The following is a 22,111-nucleotide window of genomic DNA, read 5'->3' on the forward strand; positions in this document are numbered from 1 at the left end:
TGTTAACAAAGCGTATATTTACTTGCAATTTGTTTAACGATTGCACCAACATGCTGATACTGTAAGATTGACAGGTGATTACCTGTGATCTCTATTGCCGCAAGATCCGGATTAACGACTCGCCAGCCCATATCATCAGTAAGCAATTGGCCTGCAAACTCTTTAGTATCGTGTGCTTTTATGACCATCAGCGGCACCTCAAGTAACTCATCGTTTATTGCTACCTTTGCTTGTAACTGCGCTTTATATACGCATTGCAGTGCCTGCAATTGACGAGCACTGAACTGGTAGCCCGCAGTGGCTAAATGTTTACTTAACCACTGTGTTTGTTGCTCATCAGCAAGCGTGCAATATAACTGCTGCTCATCGTCAGTTAAGTGCAATTGAAAAAATTCACTCAGGTTCGCGATTAGTAACGCTGCTATTTGCCTATCTTGCAGGTTTAGCATCGCAACATTAGGCATAGGCGTATCAATAACTAGCAGTGAGGCTGGAGCTTTATTACGCTGTACTAATTGCTGCGCCATTTGATGAATCACAAAGCTTCCAAATGAATGGCCAACCAAGTGAATATTAGCGTCTACCCCCTGTTCAATTAATGCGTTGCAGTAATGGTGTGCGGTCAGTGATAAGGAATTAATAATATCGGGTTCTAAAGCGATCAGATCGGGCTGCAAACCATAAACTGGAATACGTTGATCCAGTTGATTAACTAATGCTTGATAGATCATCAGTAACCCTCCCGCACCGGCGACTAAAACCACCGGCTGAAACCCTTGTTCACCGGCCTGTAAACAAACTAAAGTTGTCGGCTGAAGATCAGCAGCGTTGCTTTTTTGTAATTGCTCAATTGCCTCAGCTAAAGCGTTTACAGTACGGTGGCGAAATAACATATCAATGGGCACCGTTAACTGCATCTGATAGCTCAATTGCGATACCAAGCGCATTGCTAGTAATGAATGACCACCTAGCATAAAGAAATCATCGTTGATCCCCACTTGCTCTATGTTTAACAACTGACTAAATTGTTCAACCAATAATTTATGCAATGGCGTGATCGGCGCACTGTATGAAAATTCATTCTGGCTACTCAATTGTTGCGCTGTTTTACTAAGCTGTTTTCGATCAATTTTGCCATTATTTGTACAGGGTAAGTTATCAACAAATTGAACATTCTGTGGCACCATATACGCTGGTAAAACACCCGCTAAACTGCGAATTAGTGGCTCACTGGCTCGTTCTTGATCACCCACATCAACAAATGCAACTAGCTGTTCATTACCACTGTTATCTTTACGAACCACCACAGCACAGGCGTTTATTTGTGGTAGCGCAAGTAAATGACGTTCTATTTCAGGTAACTCAACACGATAACCGCGAATTTTAACTTGTTCATCTAAACGCCCTAAGAACATCATTGCTTGGGGATTTGTACAACGCACTTTATCACCCGTTTTATATAACCTAACGCCGCTTTTTGGTTCAGTAATAAATGCAGCAGCCGTTTTCTTTGCATCGTTAAGGTAGCCTCTTGCCAACCCTTTGCCACTGAGGTACAGCTGCCCACTCACATAATAAGGAACCGCTCTTAAATATTTATCTAGGATGTGTAATTGCAGCCCTGCCACTGGTTGGCCAATCGGTATTTCAGAACCCGTATAATCAGTTACCGCAATTAATGTTGCAGAAATAGTTGCTTCTGTCGGTCCATAAGCATTGATCAAAATAATGTTATTACTGTAATAAGCTTGCCATTGCTGCAACCTTGCCGCTTGCATTTGCTCTCCACCAATTGTGATAATGCGTAATTGTTCGGTAAGTGTGACTGGCGCTGCAGCTAATTGATGCCAATAGGCTGTGGGTAAACTCATCAAGGTTAATTGACTGTACTGCGATAGTTTAGCTAAATACTGGGTATCGAGTAGTTTTTGTTGATCGGCCATCACTAAAGTGGCACCGCTTAGCAAAGTACAAAAAACTTCCTCTGCAAATACATCAAAGCTGCAACTTGCAAACTGTAAGTAATTATCGTGCGAACTGATCGCATAATTTTGTTGTAAACACTGCACATAGTTAATAACACTGTGTTGCTCAACCATAACCCCTTTTGGCACCCCAGTTGTACCTGAGGTATAGATCACATAACATAAATCATCCGGCGTATAAGTTACTATTGGGCTGCAATTAGGTTGTAAAGCAAGTGCCGCAGCACAAGTATGAAGATCGATGTTAACTGTTGGCGGTAATGCGCCCTGCCAGTCTGCTTCGCACGTTAGTAATACTGCAAGCTCTGCATCTGCGGCCATAAACTGCCGCCTTTTTAGCGGTAAACTAGGTGCAATCGGTACATAAGCCGCACCGATCTTTAAACTCGCTAAAATAGCGATAATCAAATCGCAACCAGGGTTTAAACAGATCCCGATGCGCAAAGCTTGGTCAGAGTCTAGCGTATGTGTGAGTAAGTAATTAGCCAGTCTGTTAGCGGCTGCATCCAGCTCATTATAACTCATTGTTTTAACTGGTAGGTTGTTGTCAGCATGGTAATATTCCAGCGCTGTTAACTCACCATAACTTGCCACAATTTGGCTAAATCGTTGCTGCAACGTTGTTTCGATATCCCAGCTTACAGCTGCCACTTGCTTAGCTGGTAAACTAAACTCAGTGAGCTTATCTATACCTGTTGTAAATTGATGATCTACTAAATCAATTGCTAAGCTAGACAATGGCTGCTCTGGTGTCATTACAAACGCCTGTAATAACTGCTGCAACATAGCCAAGCAATGACTGGCAAGCGAATCATTAAATAGTGCACTTTGATAACTCAAAGTCAGTGAGAGTTGCTCAGCTTGGCCAACAACTAAAGTCATTGCATAATGCGTATGATCTTTACTGTCATTCGCTAGCACCTTAAATGGCATATTTGCAATTTCTGCCAGTGGATCTGTCGGGAAATTTTCAAATACATACAAAGCATCAAACAAGGGACTGCCATTAGCAATATTACTGTAGTTATGTACTTGGGTTAATGGAGTATGGGCATAATCAGACACCGCTAATAAGCTTTGCTTAACTGATTTTAAATACGCTAACACCGACTGCTCACCCGTTGTGGTTAACAACACCGCTTGGGTATTAATGTATAAACCAACCCGTTGTTCAACATTAGCAAGTTGGCTCGGTCGCCCGGATACCGTTTGCCCAAATAAGGCATGCTCTGAATTACAACAAACACTCAGCCAGTAACCCCATGCGCCTTGCAGTAAATGATTCACTGTTAAACCCTGTTGCCGAGCAAACCCAACCAGTTGTGAACACAATTCAGGCTCAAGTACTAAGGTTTGTTCAGTCATCGTGTTGATATCATCGCCTTGCTTACGCTGCGCAATATGCTCAACCAATAATGTTGCTTCATCTATATTGGCTAAATAACCTTGCCAAAATTGTTGCTCGGTTGTTTTATCTTGTTGCTGTAGGTATTTAATATAGTCGCTATAATTATCTTTTTTTAGAGATAAACCATGCCCTGCAAGGCGAGCCTGGTAATGCTGTAATAACTCTGAAAACAAAACAGGTAATGACCAGCCATCCATGATCAAATGATGGTATGTCCAGATAAATGCCATTTTTGTATCACTCAATGCAAGCAAACGTAAGCGCATACAAGGTGCCGCAGCTAGGGCAATACCTTGTTGGTATTGTTGATCTGCAATAGCAGTAATATAAGCTTGCTCATCAAGCACTGCTTCAGTTACTGAGTCAACCTGCAATGGTACTTGGTATTTATCAACCACGATTTGCACCGGTCCCACCGGGCTTGCCACGAACGCAGTGCGTAATATGCTATGTGTATCAAGTAGCTGGTGCCATGCATACTCGAAAGCTTCAATGTCAAGCGCGCCCTCAAGTAACAACGTCGTTTGTTCATAATAAGCACTATGTTGTGCTACTTCACCAGTTCGTTGACTGTGAAACCACATGCCTTCTTGCAGTGCACTCAGCGGGTAAATATCAACAATGGCTGATTGCTGAAAAGGGGCTAATAAATGCTGTAACTGATGATTTGCCATCGTTGGCAAAAGTGGAAAATCACTTACCGTATGGCGCTTAATGTCGTCTTGTAGACAATGTTCAAGCACCGTCATAATACTTGCTTGATAATGCGTCATAAATGAAGCTACATCGGCTTCCGCTATGCGGGCAGCATCATACTCCAGATGCATCGATAATTGCTCATTGACTATTGCTGCCGTTAATTGCAGAGCATAGTAGGCGTGATTATGTTGGCTATGTAAACTGCCCGCGGATTCTGGCGCATCAGCTAATAAACCATTATGTTGCAGCGCACTATCTAGCTGGCCTAAATAATTAAAAAATAGATGATCCTCCGTCGAAATAGTCAACGATTGGCGGATCTCCTCATCAGGATGATAATAACGTAAGGCTCCATAGCGGCTCGCTTTAGTCGATAAACTGGCTAATTGCTCTTTCATATCACAGATCAGATCGGCAATATTTGGCGTATTGCTAAATAACCGAAATGGATACATAGCAGTCAACCAACCAAGCGTTCGAGTACTATCAAGTTGCTTATTAAGTAATTCGCGGCCGTGCCCTTCAAGAATAATAAGATGATCGTCCAAACCATAGTGACTAACAGCAGACCATTGTAAAGCGGCCAACAATAACGTTTGAATACTGGTATTATAAGGTCTATTTGCCGTCGTCAAGAGCTGCTGCGTAACTGCACAAGGGAGCGTTAATGTATGTTGTTGCAGTTGTTTTTTGATTGGCTCTGGCGGCGTTGCAAAACGAAAAAAGCTTGGCTTACTCGCCACAGCAACCAATGTTTGCCACTGTTTTAAATCATCTTCATCTTTACCTTGCGCGATTAAAAATTGACTAATGTCATATAAATTAGCAGTACGAGAAGCAAAACAAATATTCTGCTGTAATGTTGCTGATAACAACGCTTGGTTAATATCTTCCAGCAAAATCCGCCAAGCTACACCATCAATTAATAAGTGATGAGCGATGATCAGCAAGCGGTTATCAGTTTGCTGAGCTGGGGTTTTTATATGGCAGATTTGCAACAATGCAGTGCCATCAAAACGAAACGCTCCTTGTTGCACTTCACACACTTTCGCTAATGCTTGAGACCAATCATCTTTGTGCTCAGCTAAATCAATAAAGTGGCAAACGTGATCGGCACTGAGCTGCGGTTTTATCGATAATTGCGGTTGCAGGCCTTTATCATCAACGACTAACCGCAAACCATCATGGTGTGCTAATAAAGCGCGTGTTAACTCTTTAATATGTTGCACAGTCACTGTTTTATCCACACTGAGTAAGAGTGACTGATTCCAATGATTGGCTGCTACAAATTGTTGTTCAAAAAACCAATGTTGAATGGGAAGTAATGGCAATGCGCCTGAAAAGCTTTGCTGTGGCTCAACCAGCTCCCGTTGTGGCTGCTGGTGTGCCAATTGCTCAGCGAGCGCTGCTACGGTATTAAAGTTAAAAATATCAGCCACTGACAAACTAATGTTTTGTGCTCTTGCGCGACTGGCAATTTGAATACTGAGGATTGAGTCCCCTCCCGCGGCAAAAAAATCATCATCAACGTGCAGCATCGGCTGATTTAATACTTGTCGATACAAAGTGAGTAATAAGCTGCTTAATCCGCTTCCTTGTGGTGCTGCTGGAACTTGAGTTAATTGCTGCGTAACAGTTTGTTCGCTTGCTGTTCTTAGCTGTTTCTGTAATTGCAGATGATCTATTTTGCCATGTGCCGTCAGGGGAATTTCATCTACCTGAATAAGCTCACTCGGTATCATGTGCTCCGGTAACTTCACTTTAAGACTTGCTATACTTTGGCGCTTAAATTGCGCTTGGAGCGAGTCACTTATCTGTGGCGTGACAATAAAAGCCAGCAGCTGTTTATGGCCTTCAGCCAATTCACACACGCTAACAACACAATCCGTTACGCCTGCAATAGCACGTAACTGATACTCAATTTCAGACAATTCAATACGGTAACCGCGTAATTTAACTTGTGCATCATTGCGGCCGATGTAGGCAATACGGCCGTTATTTAATTGCCTAACTAAATCACCGCTTTGATAGGCTCGCAGTTGTTGCTCTGCAACGGTCGTTAAATAAATAAAACGCTGTGCGGTAAGCTCTGGACGGTTCAAATAGCCGCGCGCTAATCCTGCACCAGCGATATATAATTCACCAATCATGCCAGGCACAACCGGTTGCCCCTGCTGATCAACAATTAACAACTCTACATTATCAACCGCATAGCCTATATCGGGGGCCATTCCCGGCTCTGTCGTTGTGTTACTAACCTCAGCCGAGGTGGCCACAACTGAAGTCTCTGTAGGGCCATAATTATTAATAATACGGTAGGGTTTTGTAGCTGGGGGGCATGTTTTTAACTTGTCGCCGCCAACCAGTAAATAACGCAAAATAGCAGGCGTAAAAGCGTGATCTGCCAACATTATTTCAGCGATTGGAGTGGCTAAAAAGCAGTGACTCACATGATGTTCATCAAGTAATTGCGCTAATTTTTGCGGGTTATCTAAACTTTCTCGCGGTATAATTACCAGCTTTGCTCCGGCGCTTAAATAAGGCCAGATCTCCCAGCTTGCAGCATCAAATGCGATATTTGCTGTTTGACTGGCAATACTTGATTTATCAACCGCAAATGCGCGTTGATGCCAGCGGCATAAATTGCTCAGCCCTTGGTGGGGGATCATCACCCCTTTAGGGTTACCCGTTGTGCCTGAGGTATAAATGACATACGCTAATTGCGCCGCCTCTACTTTGGGTAATTGCACTTGGCCTAGCGTATTACTTGCAAGGTTTAGCGTGTGCTTAAATTGCTCATCATCAAGGCAAATAAGCTGGCTGTTCGCACCACAGTTATCTTCTAACAGCGTAGCAAATGCAGTGTGAGTAACCAGCCACTGCGCACCACAATCCTTGATAATATAAGCAATTCTAGATACTGGATAATTCGGATCAACAGGCACATAACAGCCACCCGCTTTCATGATTGCGAGCAATGCAACTATCAAGTCAATACCGCTTTGCATGCTTACAACAACAGGCTGTTCAGCTTGTAAGCCTTGCTGTATCAAATATTTTGCCAACAATTCACTAAGCTGATGAATTTGCTGATAACTCGCAAATTGCCCTGAGGCTGCCTCAATAACGCCAGTGTCAGTTTTAGCTTGCTGCTCGGCTACAGCAGTAAATGCATCTATGACGGTTGCAGCTGGCGTATTTAGCCGTTGCTCACCTTTGAGCAGGCAGTTATGCCGCTGTTTATCTGTCAACATTGCAGCTGACTGTATAGCAACCTGCGGATCGGCGGTGAATGACCTAATTAAAGTACATAATGCCGTAGCCATAGTTTGAATTGTTTGTGGGGTAAATAACGCCGCGTTATAAGCCCAGCTAAAGCGTAACTCACCGTCATCTTCGCTACATGCCAACTCAATATCAAATTTTACTTGCGGTGGCTGCTCATCAATCGCTGCAACCTGTATATTAGGTAATTTAAACTGTGTATTTAAGGCTGGGTTTAACGAAAATGTAAGCTGAAAAATACTCTGCTGACTCATGCCACGTGGTAACTGCAAAGCCTCAACAATTTTTTCAAAGGGCATGGCTTGATGCTGACCAACGGCAACAATTAATTGTTTTTGCTGTGCCAGTAGCCCTTCAAAACACATACCTTCGCGCAATTGACAGCGGATCGGCAGTGTATTAATAAAGAATCCAATTAAGGGAGTTAGTTGCGTTTGTGTACGTCCTGAAAATGGCGCACCAATGACAACATCATCACACTGACTATACCTAGCTACAAATGCCGCATAAGCACTATGCAGCCACATAAATAAGCTCACATCAAACTGCTGACATTGCCTGTGGATCGCCGTAACTGTGATTTTATCTAGCTGTATTTGATAGCTCGCACCAGCGGACATGAGCTGTTTAGGACGTATTTTATCCAGCGGTATTTGATGTATCGGTGGGGCATCTTGTAACTGTTGTAACCAAAACGCTTGGTGTTTAGCTAACTGCTGTTGATGTAACTGACTACGCTGCCAATGAGCATAATCCCCGTATTGAATTGATAAAGGTTGCGCTAGCTGTGCAGGCAATGAAGTTTGGCTGGTAAAGCTTTGATAAAACGCTGCAAATTCACTCACTAATATTGCCAAAGAATGTGCATCAGAGGCAATATGATGGATATTTACCCGTAACTTCCAATGCTGTGCATGCAGCTTAACTAAAATAATACGCAGCGGTAACTGACAACTTAAATCAAAGGCAGTTTGGCTGTCATCGCGCAGCGTTTTTAACCACAGTCGTTGCTGTTGTTCATCGTTAAGTTCACTGGCATCAATGACCTTTAACACCGACGCAAATGTATCTTGGATCACCTGCTGAGGTAAGTTTGCTTTATCGACGGTGAGCAACGTTCGCAACACTTCATGGCGCTGCACGATAGCGTCACACACGCGTTGAAATGTATCAATATCAAGCAAACCATGTAGTTCAAAATTAGCTGGCATATGATATTGCACGTTTCCCGGCTGCAATTGATCTATGGTCCATAACCGTTGTTGAGCAAAAGATAACGGCAAAGGCGTTGCTGATTGCACTTTCGGGATAACCGCTGATGCGACAGTGTAATTGGCGGCTTTATTGCGCGCAGCCGCTAACGCGAGTGTATGCACCTGCGGTGCGTAAAACAGATCAGCTAAAGTAATCGACAACTGAGCGTGTTGCCCTAAGTGACTGACTAATTGGCTAGCTAATAATGAATGCCCACCCAATTCAAAAAAGTGCCCTTGCCGACCGACATTTGAAACCTTTAATATCGCTTCAAAAGCCGCAGCAATTGCTTGTTCGTCATCCGATCGGGGAGGCTCATCTGCCGTTGCTTTAAGCTGTAATTGATCCAGCGCTAAGAGTGCTTTTTTATCAATTTTACCGTTCACCGTTAATGGCATCTGCGTCACGGCAATAACATTCGTTGGCAGCATAAACTCAGGCAATGTGGTACGTAAAAACTGTTGTACTTCGCTGGTGAGAGCCGCAAATACGGCATCATTTTTAACGATAACAAATGCGCTGATCCGCGGATTAGTCGGCTGTTCAGTATTCAGTAATACTGTTGCGCTACTCAACTTAGGGTGGCCACGTAACTGGTTTTCTATTTCACCCAGTTCAATACGGTAACCGCGTACTTTTACTTGGTCGTCAATACGGCCCATATAACTCAATTCGCCAGTTGCTAACTGACGTACTAAATCACCTGTTTTATATAGTTTTTTAGCAGCGTTCGCTGAAAATGTATCTGCCACAAAGCGCTCAGCATTGAGCTCATCGCGGCGCCAATATCCCCTGCAAACCCCATCCCCTCCGACATATAGCTCACCAACGGCACCAACAGGCAGTAACTGACGATACTTATCTAAAACGTAGCAACTGGTCGTTGGAATTGGCCGACCAATATTGCTTGCGCCACACGCTAGATCTGCGTCATGTAAACGCTTGAAAGTAACGTGAACCGTTGTTTCAGTAATGCCATACATATTGATCAGTTGGCAGTCGCTAAAGCGTTTTGCCCAAGGGGCCAACTTAACGGGCTGTAATGCTTCGCCACCAAAAATGACGTATCTAATTTTGCTCTGCTGTATACGCTGCGAAGGCTTGGTTAACATTGCTGTTTGTAGCGCATAAAAAGCACTGGGGGTTTGATTTAGCACACTGACGTGTTGATCTAGCAATAAATCTGCAAATGCATCACTGTCTTTTGCGGTATCTGCATCCACAATAACTAAGCGGCCACCAAAAAGTAACGCGCCATACATTTCCCACACTGAAAAATCAAAACAAAATGAATGAAACAGCGTCCATACATCATGCTCATTAAAATCAAATAAACTCGGCTGTACACACAATAATCGGATCACTTGGCGGTGTTCAATTTGCACACCTTTAGGCCGTCCAGTGGTGCCAGAGGTGTAAATCATATACGCTAAGTGGGATGAGCAAATAGCTAACTCGAGGTTTTGTGTAGCACTAATCTGATTAATAGCTGTGTAGATCGCGCTATCATCAATATTTATGCACGTTAAGTTATGCTGCGAAAACAACTCGATACTACTGTTATCACACAACACTAAGTGACTCTGAACATCATCAACAATGTAACTGATCCGATCGCGAGGGTAATTAGGGTCAATAGGCACATAAGCAGCGCCAGCTTTTAGCACCGCTAATAACGTCACCACCAAATTAACATTACGGGTCACGCTCACTGGTAGCATATCTTGCGCTTCAACACCCTGACTTAATAATACTCTGGCAAGTAGATTTGCCCGTTCATTAAGCTGTTTATAAGTGAGTGTCTCGTGCTCATCAACCAGCGCCAATTGGTCAGCAAATCTGTTTGCTTGTTGTTCAAATACACTCACGATACTGGCGCTTTGATCCCAACTTGTACTATCCGCTTGCTGCGATGTGGCAGCGTCAGTTAATGCCTGCATCTGCCGTTCATCAAGCAATGCCAATTTTGAGATTTGGCTATCCGGTGCAGCAACAATGTTTGCTAATAATACGGCAAAACTATCTGCCCAGTGAGTAATTGTCGCAAGCTCATAAAGTGCTTCATCAAACTTCCAAGTGACTGTTAAACCTTGGTTATCGATAACCGCATTAAGCTCCAAATCACATTTTACTGCGCTGTGGTGCTCTCGCACTGCACTGCGAGCCTCAGCTATTTCAACACCCGGTAGCTGGAAGGTTGGTTGCTCATCAACAGTCAAGGTGAAGAAAATTTGTACTAAAGGATGATGACTTAAATCGCGTTGGCAATTGAGCCCTTCAACCAGTTTATCAAATGGCATATTGCGATATTCAAACGACTGTAAAATACGTTCTTTTTGTTGCTGCAACCATGCATTAAACGTTAATTCATCCGACAATACGCCATGCATCACTAAGGTATTAACAAATAAACCGATTAAATTGTTTAGCTGTGGATGCTCACGGCCCTGAGTTGGCGTGCCGATCAGTACCTGCTCTGTTTGTTTAATACGGCCAATAAATAACATAAAGCTACTTAACAACCACATAAATGGTGTGACTGATTGACTCGCCGCATGTTGTTGTATTTTTTCAACTAACGAGTGACTTAAGCGTTGCCGATAAACTAACCCTGACTGCTGTTGAACACTCGATCTAACTTTATCAGTTGGTAATGATTGCAACGGTTCAAGATCGCCAAGTGTCGTACGCCAATAATTAATTGCTGCTGTAAAGTACTCTGCTGTTAAGGTATTTCGTTGCCACGCAGCGTAATCAGCATATTGAATTGGTAAGGGGTCTAATTCGACATCACCTTGCAGTAGTTGCGTATAAATGGTTTGTAATTCTTGAGCAAGTATTTGCATTGACGCGCCATCACTAACAATATGATGCATATTAAATGCTAAATAATGTTGCTCATTATCGGATACCAATAGCACCCGCAGTAATACATCTCGAGTCAAATCAAATGGCTGAGCTTGATGTTGTATCAGCGCCGCTGTTATTTGGCTTTGTCGCTGTGCAACTGGGAATGTTGCTGCATCAAGCCACTGAAAAGGCGTCACAAAGGTGTCTGTTACTTGCACATACGGTATACCTTGCGGATCAGTTATAAACTGACTGCGTAATATTTCATGGCGTTCAACAATCTGGTTGATTGCCGTGCGTAACAACGGCACATCTATATGGCCTTTTAGGGTAAACTCAGCAGGCATATAATATTGTTGGCTGCCTTGTAACTGCTCAATAAACCATAAGCCTTGTTGAGCAAAGCTCAAAGGCAAACACCTATCTCGCGCAGCGATGGCAATTGCGTCCATATTACTTGGCAACGTAACCACTGATTGTTGTTGCTGAAAATAGCGAATAATCGCCGCTTTATGCTCAGTGATCTGAGCTTTAAGTTCACTTGGAAAACCGTTACTTTGTGTAAATGCTAAAGCACCTTGTTTTTCATACAAAGTAACACCTGCTCGTAAAGCATCTGCGATTAACTCTTCAATTTCTAGCAGTTTATTTTCCATCACAAAAACATCTCTTCTGAGTTATCATTTTCACTCATGGCTTTATTAGCGGCTTGATGAATAGCGTACCAGCTAGCAATAGCCGCAATGGTCGGCCTTTCAAACAGTATTTTCACAGGGATATCAACTTGTAACCGCGCCTTGAGCAACGCCATACATTGCGTTGCTAATAATGAATGCCCACCCAGCGCAAAAAAGTTATCGGTAATACCAACAGAGTCAACTTGTAACTGCGCAGCAAAAATATCGACCAAGGCAGCTTCTAAGTCATTACGCGGTGGTACATTTTCAGTTGCTACTGCGACTGATTGGCCCCATTGCAGTAGTTGTTTACTGTCAACTTTTGCGTTAGATGTCAGGGGAATAGCGCTTATCGCATGCCATTTTGTTGGCACCATATAAGCAGGTAAATAGTTCGCCAGGTAGTTGCTAAGCATAGCCTGTTGCTGTGCGTCTAAAAGTGTTATTTGCTGCTCATGCCCAAACGCTGTGATCACTGAACTGTGTGGCGTAAACACTAAGTAAGCCTCAAGGTTTGCAGTGTCTTTATTTAATATTACAGATGCCTCACTAATCTCTTTATGCTGGATTAACTGTGCTGTTATTTCGCCCGGCTCAATGCGATAACCGCGTAATTTAATTTGTTCATCCACTCGAGCACAAAATAGTAGCTGTTCTGGTTGGCCATGTTTATCAAGCAACCAACGCACTTTATCCCCGGTACGATAAAATCGTTGCACCGTTTGCTGCTGTCCAAAAGGTAACCACACAAAACGTTGCGCCGTTAAACTCGCTTGATTTAAATACCCTTGAGCAACATTGTCACCGGCAATATAAAGCTCGCCAATGGCGCCCACTGCGGTTAATTGTTGATGCTCATCTAGTATCACCAACTGACTATCTGCAATCGCCCGACCGATTGGCACTTGGGCCATTTTACGCCGTTCAAGCTCGCTAATTTGCTTTTGCTCGCAATGATAAACACTGCAACCTACCGTTGCTTCAGTTGGGCCGTACTCATTCACCCACTGGCAATTTGGCAAATACTGAGTTAACGATTTAAGTAACTGAGTGGGTAATGCTTCACCACCAATGACAACCACATGTGCGGTTGCAACGGCAGCCGCTGGAGCAAACGCAAGTAAGCCTTGTAAATGCGCAGGAGTGACTTTAAATAAACAGGCTTGGGAGCTGAATATCTGCTTTGCAAGCTGCTCAAGCATCTGCTCATCATCAGCAAGTAGTGTAATACTGATACCCATTAGTAAAGGTGCCCACAACGAAGTGACCGTGGCATCAAATGCCAATGGCGTACTCACCACGCTGGTTGTTAACGCAGCTGATAGATACTCACACTGTGCATGTGCTAAGTAACAAGCTAAATTAGCATGGCTGATCATCACCCCTTTTGGGGTGCCTGTGGTTCCTGATGTATAGATAATATAAGCAAGATCATCCGCCGAATATGACCCAGGCAGTGCGCTTTTTGAACCATTGAGTGAGCCAAACTGCCAACTGTTTGGCTCATCAAGCAATACACATAATGGCGCAATGATACTCCCCGGCTTATTCGTTACATGCTGTTTAGCAAACGCTGACTGTGTGATCAAACACTGTGCTTTACTGTCATCGATAATAAATTGCACTCTGGATACTGGTAATTTTGGATCAATCGGCACATAGGCACTGCCGGTTTTTAAAATCGCTAACATGGCGACCAGCATTTGTGCCGTTGCGCTAACACATAAAGCAACTTTACTTCCGGCGGTTATCCCTTGTTCTTGTAAATAATTGGCTAACAGCTGTGACTGAGTCTGTAATTCAGCATAACTCAACACTTCACCATCAGGGCCTGCGACCGCATTACGTGTTGGATATTGTGCGGCTTGGCGGGCGATTTGTGTAACTAGGTTAAGTGGCTGAGTTTGCCTTGCATAGGGTGGCGAAGATAAATTAAGCAGCAGATTTTTTTTAGTTGCTGACACTACCGGTAATAGCTGCAACTGCATAAGAGGGTCACTTAATATCGCATCAATCAATACCTCGAATGCTGCTGCATATTCAGTAATACTGCTGGCACTAAATAATGCCTCACTAAAATTCCACTGCAGCTCAATGCCATCGCCTTGCTCAATTGCATTGACCTCTAAATCAAATTTCATTTTTGGTGCAGCGTGTGGCTGCATTTCAATATGTAAACCTGGCAGTGAAAAATCACTCGTTTCATTGTTTTGCAGTGCAAATAAAATTTGAAATAAAGGATGATGTGCTAAGTTTCGCTCCGGCTGCAGCACTTCAACTAATTGTTCAAATGGCACTTGTTGATGTTTAAAAGCATCTAAAATCACCTGTTTTTGCTGCATTAATAACTGCGTGAAGTTTTGCTGTCCTTCACTGCGGGTGCGGATCACTAAGGTATTAACAAAAAAACCAATTAGATTAGCTATTTGTGGCTGTTCACGACCAGCAACTGGAGAGCCAACTAAAATATCCGTCGCTTCACTCAATCGCATCATTAACAAGGAAAAGGCTGTGTGTAACCACATATATAAGGTAACGCCGTGTGTCGCACATTGTTGATGGATAGCTTTAGTCGTTGCAGCGGACAAATGCTGGGTAAAACATTGCCCTTGCAACTGCTGTTGGATTGCTCGGGGCTGCTCTAACGGTAATTGATGTACAAAAGGGGCCCCCGTTAACTGAGTTCGCCAATAGGAAAGTGATTCATGCAAGGCAGTTTCACTGCAAACTAAACGCTGCCAATAAGCAAAATCGGCATATTGGATAGCTAATGGTTGCTGTAATAATGTAGGTAAAACAAATCGCGGTTCAGCACTTGCAGCTCGGTAAAAAGCAATAAACTCGCGAACTAAAATTGCCATTGACCAGCCATCGCTTGCAATATGATGCATATTAAAATGCACAAAACTTTGCTCATTGCTAATTTTAGCAACCACCACACGCAGTAAAACGTCGCTTGCCAAATCAAACGCTTTACTACTTGCTTGTGACGACAGTGATTGCCATTGCTCATCTTGTTGTTCGCGATTAAGCATACTTAAATCGTGCAGCTCAAGTGGGATCGCAAACTGTTCATTAATGCATTGCTCAGGCGCTGAGCCTTGGTCGCGTGTAATAATAACAGTACGCAGCACTTCATGACGTTCAATCAGTGCATATAACGCGCCTGATAACGCAGTCAGATCCAACGTCCCCGTAAACACAAAGCTCGCTGGCATATGATATTGCACACTTTCATTATGCACTTGATCAATAAGCCATAATCGTTGCTGTGCATAGGAAAGAGGTAGCGCCTGCTGGCGAGATATTTTCACAATCTCTTGGTGTGGCTGAATTTTTTCACAGTTTTGTAATGCTTGCGCTAACGTTGCAGCCGTTGGGGTTTTAAATAATTGCGGTAATGTTATGTCGAGTTGCTTAGTTTCACGAATCTTACCAATCAAGCGGATCGCTAATAACGAGTGCCCCCCTAAATCAAAAAAGTTATCGTCTAAACCAATATTTGTAGTGAGTAAAATCTCACTAAACAGCTGTAACAAATATTGCTGTAATGGTGTTTGCGCGTGCTTGCTGTGTGTTGTGCGAGTGGGCTGTAAACAGCTAAGTGCATCAGCTATCAATGTGGCTTTATCAATCTTGCCGTTTTTCGTCAGTGGCATCACAGTTATAGCATAACAGTGTGCGGGGATCATATACGGCGCTAAGTAATGCGATAAATGCGATTTAATGGTGTTAACGGCTAATGGCTTTTCATGTTGATGGAAAACAATATGTGCCGCTAACGTTTGCTGCTTGCTATCAACCGTCACCGCACAATCAGCCACTTCAGGGAGTTCTAGGATCAGCTGCTCAATCGCGGCTAAATCAACTCGAAAACCGCGCAGCTTGATCTGTTGATCCTTACGTCCACAGTATCTTAAATAACCAGCAGCACCTGTTTCATCAGCTTGCCATAACGCTATGTCGCCTGTTCTATAAAAACGCTTGGTCACTTTTCCACCCTGCTGGCTAGGCAGCTGCAAAGTAATAAAGCTGGTATTATTAAGATCAGTCTGATTAATGTAACCTGGGCTGACAACAGGTCCTGCAATAAGTAATTCACCACGCATATTCACTGCTGCTGGCTGATCAAATTGGTCAACCACTAACAGCGTTACATTATCGTTAGCTAAACCAATTGGGACATCATTATGACGCAGTAAAACCTCATCACTGGTACTGTGATCAATTACAAAAGTACTTGAACCGACTGTAGTTTCTGTTGGTCCATATTCGTTAATCCAACGACACAGTGGTAACTTTGCACGGATCGCCAACAACAATTCAGTTGTGAGTGCTTCACCACCGATCACCAATGTATGGGTAACATTGCTTACACAATAGTGCTGCGATAATGCCAAAATGGCACGTAAATGAGCTGGCGTGAGCTTAAACAGTTTAGCGTCTGTTGCTGTAAAGAGTAGTTCCGTCAACTGGGTTAGCTGTTCATCCCCTTGCGCAATAATTTCCACCACGCCACCTTGCATCAAGGCAGGATATAACGCCGTGACCGTTGCATCAAACGCCAAAGGCGTACTCAATACGCTGCTACAAAGGGCTGAATTATCAGGCATATAATGCGCAACCGCATGCTGTAAATAAGCCGCTAAATTGGCATGGTTGATCATCACCCCTTTCGGCCGTCCGGTCGAACCAGAAGTATAAATAATGTAACTCAAATCATCGTCTTTAACATGGTGACTGAGTTGTTCATCTGGCTGCTCCACCGGATAGCCATCGAAATTAGAATCGTCATCAAGAACATCATCAACGAGCAAAAAATCTGCGCCACTGTTGATCACCGTGTCGGCATGCTCACTCAATGTCAAAATCATCATCAACTCAGCATCTTCAACAATATAACTTAACGTCTTTATTGGCGTATCTTGGTGTATCGGCACATATACATGACGTGCCTTTAAAATAGCGAGTATCGCCACCAACATCGCGGCGCCTGATGGCAGCAAAATGGCAATGCGACTTTGCGCAGCAAAATCCATTTCGAGTAAACAATGGGCAAGCTGATTAGCACGTTGTTCAAGCGCGAGGTAACTATAGGTTTGGCCATTACATTTTACTGCGGGGTGTTGCGGTTGCTGCTTTGCAAACTGCGAAAAACACAGATGTAAAGGCGATGGTTGAGTATTTTGTATCTCAATTGAGTCACTATGAGATAATGCCGCTGCTTGCTGACTCGGGCTCCAAAGCATTAACTCTGCGAGCTTAACACTTTGATCAGCCAAGCATTGCTGCAACACATAACTAAATTGAGCAAAGAATGTCTCTATATTTGCCTGATGCCATAGTGCGGTGTCGTATAACCACTCAATTTCTAGCACGTCACCGCTATCTATAACTGAGACTTCTAAGTCAAGTTTAGCGCTACGCACCTTGCTCTGTAAGGCTGTAATTGACAGCCCTGCTAGCTGTAAATTTTCATTTATCGTATTGTTTACTCTAAAGATGACTTGTACTAGCGGGGGAATTGCTAAACTGCGTTCAGTGGCTAATTCATCCACTAAGAGATCAAATGGGATCTGTTGATGAAGCAGTGCTTCGCTCAACGTTGCTTTTACAGCAGCTAATGCTTGGTTAAAGCATGTATCCGCTGACACCGTATTACGTAACACCAGCGTGTTAACAAAGTTGCCAATAATAGGTTCAAGCTCTGCGGCAACTCGCCCTGCAACTGGCGTACCTAGCACACAATCTGATTGCCCAGAAACTCGACTAAACCACAAAGTAAATACAGTTTGTAAGGTTACAAACAAAGTGTCACCTTGGTTTGCAATAAACAATCTTAATTGTTCAGTTAATGCAGGCGACAACACGGTTTTATATAAACCGCCGCCGCTGAGCACATCGTTACCTCGCTGGTACTGTGTCGGTAACTCATGCACTGTAGGTAATTGCGCTAACTGTTGACGCCAGTAGTCAATACTTATTTGCCACTGAGGATCAGCTTGCATACTATGCTGCCAATGTACAAAATCAATATAATTATGCTCTAGCGTTTGCAACTCAGTGGCGCTTGTCATACCAATATGCCGATTATAGTTGCTAGCGAGTTCACGGCAGATCAGGCCAATAGACCAACCATCGGCAACAATATGATGAACAGTAACAAGTAACTGATAATGGTGCTCGGCTATTTTAATCAAGCTTGCCCGTAACATCAGCTGTGAGGTTAAATCAAATGACTGATTATAATCATCCACTATCATCTTCTGTAACAGCTGCTGTTGATCTGCTTGTGAGCAAAGATCTAGCTGTTGCAACGAAAAAGCTAAATGGCCGTTAAAATATTGGCATGGCTGTGCATCCGCTGCACTTTTATAGTTATAACTTAGGATCGCATGGCGCTTAACGATATCATTAAATGCCTGCTGCAATGCCACCACATCAACCTCACCGCGCAGTGTAAACACGCCCTGTAAGTTATATTGACGGCTGTGTCCTTGCAGTTGATCAACAAACCAAATACGTCGCTGAGAAAATGACAACGGCTGTTCCCCAGCTAACTCACTATGTGGTAATTGCACCTTGGAGCTGGTTTGTTCACTACCGGTTAAATACTGGGCTAACTCCTCAACGGTTGCATGATTGAAGATGTCTTTAAGTGACAATGAAACGCCAAACTGCTGGCGAATTTGATTAAGTAATCTAATTGCTAGTAAGGAATGCCCACCGATTGCAAAAAAGTCATCTTCTAGACCCACCCTAGCAAAGCCCGTTAACTGTGCAAATAACGCCGCTACTTGCTGCTGCATTAGCGTTTTTGGCGCGACAAAAGTATCGCTGCTGCGTACCATTTGTTGTTGTAAAAATTTACGATCAACTTTGCCATTTTCAAGATAAGGTAATTGCTCTTGCAACACAAAGAAACTGGGGATCATCGGCTCTGGTAATACACACTTTAAGTCTGTTTTGATCCGTTGTTGTAAGGCCTCAGCAGTTAATTGCTGGCCTTCAGCAGATGCCACATAGTAGGCAACTAAAGTATCCGCAGAGGCAATTTCACGACAAATCACAGCACTATTCTTAACCACAGATAAAGCCGTTAACTTTGCCTCAATATCAAGTAAGTCAACTCGAAAGCCTCTAATTTTAGGTTGCTTATCTAAACGCCCTAAATATTCCAGCGTACCGTCTTTGCGCAATCGGACATTATCACCAGAGCAATAATAACGCTGTTGTCCCTTGGTGGTGTTAAGCATGACAAAACTTTGCGCAGTCTGCTCCGCTGCACGAATATAACCAGTTGCTAAACTCTCACCACCAATATAAAGCTGTCCAGGCATGCCCATAGCAACGGGCTCGTGGTGTGCATCTAGTATGGCAAGTTCAACATGCGCAAGCGCGCTACCGATAGGATAACTCATCTGCTCAGCAGTTTGATGATCCTCAATTTCATAGCTAGTCACGCCAATGCAGGTTTCTGTCGGCCCATAATGATTGATTAATTTAGCGCTTGGATAAAGCGCCCGAATTTGCGCAACTAATTGCGCTGTTAATGATTCCCCCCCTAACACCCACTGTTGCAGAGGTGCGCGAGGTGTTTGACTCGTAGCAATAGTGGCTAATAGTTCAGCAGCAAAGCTGGGAGTGATCTTTAAAAAGTTAATTGCTTGCTCACTGAACGTATCGACAATCGCAACAGGATCACTTTTTACATGTGGCGAAATTAATACCACAGTGCCGCCATTCGCCCATACTGGGTATATGCCAGTTAAACAAAGATCGGTCGCCAGCCCTGTCACCACGGCTGACTTGGTATCATTATGAAATTCAAGCCGCTTAGTAATACTTTGCACATAGTGCGCTAATGCAGCATGATTAATTTCAACCCCTTTTGGCGTGCCTGTTGAACCGGAGGTAAATATCACGTACGCGCCATCAGCAAGGTTTAACTTGGGTAAGTCAGTTGCATTAACCGCCGCTTTTAACAGCTGCGCAAACGGCCATAATGTAATCTGTTGCTCATTTAATTCAGTAACTGCTTGATTTGCGAGCGCTGTATCAGCAAATGTTACTAAATATTCACAGCCTGCATGCTGTAAAATTTCCACAATACGCGCCACCGGCGTGCCTTGCTCAATCGGTAAGTAAGCACGGCCTGTTTGCAATAGTGCAAACATCGTTAATAAGGCATCGATTGAGCGAGATACCAATAATGCAATGGGTGCTGAAGTTGTTTGTTGATGATGAGTTTGCAACGCTAAAATATGGCTGGCGAGTGCTGCGCTTTGTTGCACTAATTGTTGATAACTCAAACTTCGTGCGGTTTTGCCATGTTGGTCAGCTTCAATGCAGGCTATTTTTTCAGCGCTAAGCTCAGCCTGCTTTATCACCTGTACAGGTAATGCAAGCACATCACTGCTGACTTTTTCATGAGCTTTTTTACGCCCTAGCAACTGGCTGGCATAACGCGCAGAGGGTAACTCAACGGTTGCAATAGTTTGTGCTGCGTTATTGCCAAGAGATATAACTAGCTGATTAAAATCATTGCTCATTTGCTGAATAACATGGTCATCAAATAGCGCACTGCAATAATCAAAACTAATCTCTAAGCCCTGCTCTGATTCACTTACATTCAGGGTTAAATCAAATTTTGCAGTACCGTTATCTAATGGCAACAATTTAGCCGACAATGTTGCGATTTCCACAGTACCGGTATCTACACCGTTATAATTAAACAGTATTTGAAACAAGGCTGAATGTGCTGACGATTTAGCTAAGCCAAGTGTTTCAATAATATCTTCAACTGCCACACTTTGATTTGCGAGCCCTTGCGCCACTAGCACTTTGGTTTGCGCTATTAATTGTGCAAAAGAGCTCTGCGGTGACACCATTTGTCGCATCGGCAAGGTATTGATAAAACACCCTATAACATTCTCAAACTCGGGCTGTTCACGATTCAACACCGGCACCGCAACCGTAATATCCTGTTTTTGGCTATAGCGCTGTAATAGTACATAAAACACACTTAACAACCCGACAAACCGAGTCACCGTTAATTGCTGACAGCAACAATCAAACTCGCTAACCAGCCGTGTATCGATAACGCTGTGCTGACTCTTGCCTTGATAGGTTTTTTGTTTATCACGAGGATAACTCGTTGGCAGCTCAAATAACTCCATCCCTGTTAGCGCTTGTTGCCAATAACTTAGCTGCTGTTGATATATAGCTGATTGTTTAAACTGACCTTGCCAATATACATAATCTAAATACTGTAACGGTTTACATGCAGCCGCATTATTACCGGTATTATTATTTGTCAGTATCGCCAATAATTCTTGCACTAAAAGCCGCACAGACCAACCATCGGCAATAATATGATGCATCGCAATGTATAACCATTTACCTGCGCCTGAGTGGCCAATTAACGTTGCACGTATCAGTAAATCATTTTCCAGATCAAAGCGGTAACTTAATTCATCGTGTAATTTTTCAACTATTTGTGAGGGTGTTTCATGCCCTGCTATATCAAGTGTATTCAATGCTAAGCGCAACTGGCTATTAACTCGCTGCACAACACCTTGCTCGGTGTTAAAAAATTGCGTTGTTAATATTTGATGGCGAGCCAACAATGTGTCAAATGCCTGCTGTAGTTCATTTATTGTCAATGAGTCTGACAGCTGCAACAGACCACACATATTGTATGCAGTTGACTGCTGTTCATATTGATCAATAAACCAAATACGTTGTTGCGCACTTGATAAATCCCCTTGTTGCTGATGATGACGTTGCATATAGGCAATCAGCTCATCCTTAGATGCTTTGATCTTTGCCAGTTCTGGCGCTGGGACTGTCGTTAACTTACTTCGTAACTTTAACCGCCCATCTTGCAAATAAACGTAGATACCTTGTGCGTCCAATTCGGCCAGTAAAGTTTTAATTGCTACATTATCCAT

At 43.3% G+C, this 22,111-nt stretch carries 2 protein-coding genes; both read right to left on the minus strand.

What is annotated here, in order from left to right:
• Positions 1-2 precede the first annotated feature (2 nt).
• Positions 3-12,137 (minus strand): amino acid adenylation domain-containing protein, encoded by a 12,135-nt coding sequence (locus ACMVDV_RS05675; protein ID WP_416157490.1) that lies wholly within the window; start codon positions 12,135-12,137, stop codon positions 3-5.
• On the minus strand, positions 12,137-22,111 hold the full coding sequence (locus ACMVDV_RS05680; RefSeq protein WP_416157491.1) for an amino acid adenylation domain-containing protein: 9,975 nt from the start codon (positions 22,109-22,111) through the stop codon (positions 12,137-12,139). The genes ACMVDV_RS05675 and ACMVDV_RS05680 overlap by 1 nt, the downstream gene beginning before the upstream one ends.

It is taken from the genome of Pseudoalteromonas sp. ASV78, assembly GCF_047806705.1.
Lineage (GTDB): Bacteria > Pseudomonadota > Gammaproteobacteria > Enterobacterales > Alteromonadaceae > Pseudoalteromonas > Pseudoalteromonas prydzensis_A.

Bases quoted from the DNA above. Each gene is read 5' to 3' on its own strand.
- ACMVDV_RS05680 (WP_416157491.1), bottom strand. From the start codon at position 22,111: ATGGATAATGTAGCAATTAAAACTTTACTGGCCGAATTGGACGCACAA.
- ACMVDV_RS05675 (WP_416157490.1), bottom strand. From the start codon at position 12,137: ATGGAAAATAAACTGCTAGAAATTGAAGAGTTAATCGCAGATGCTTTA.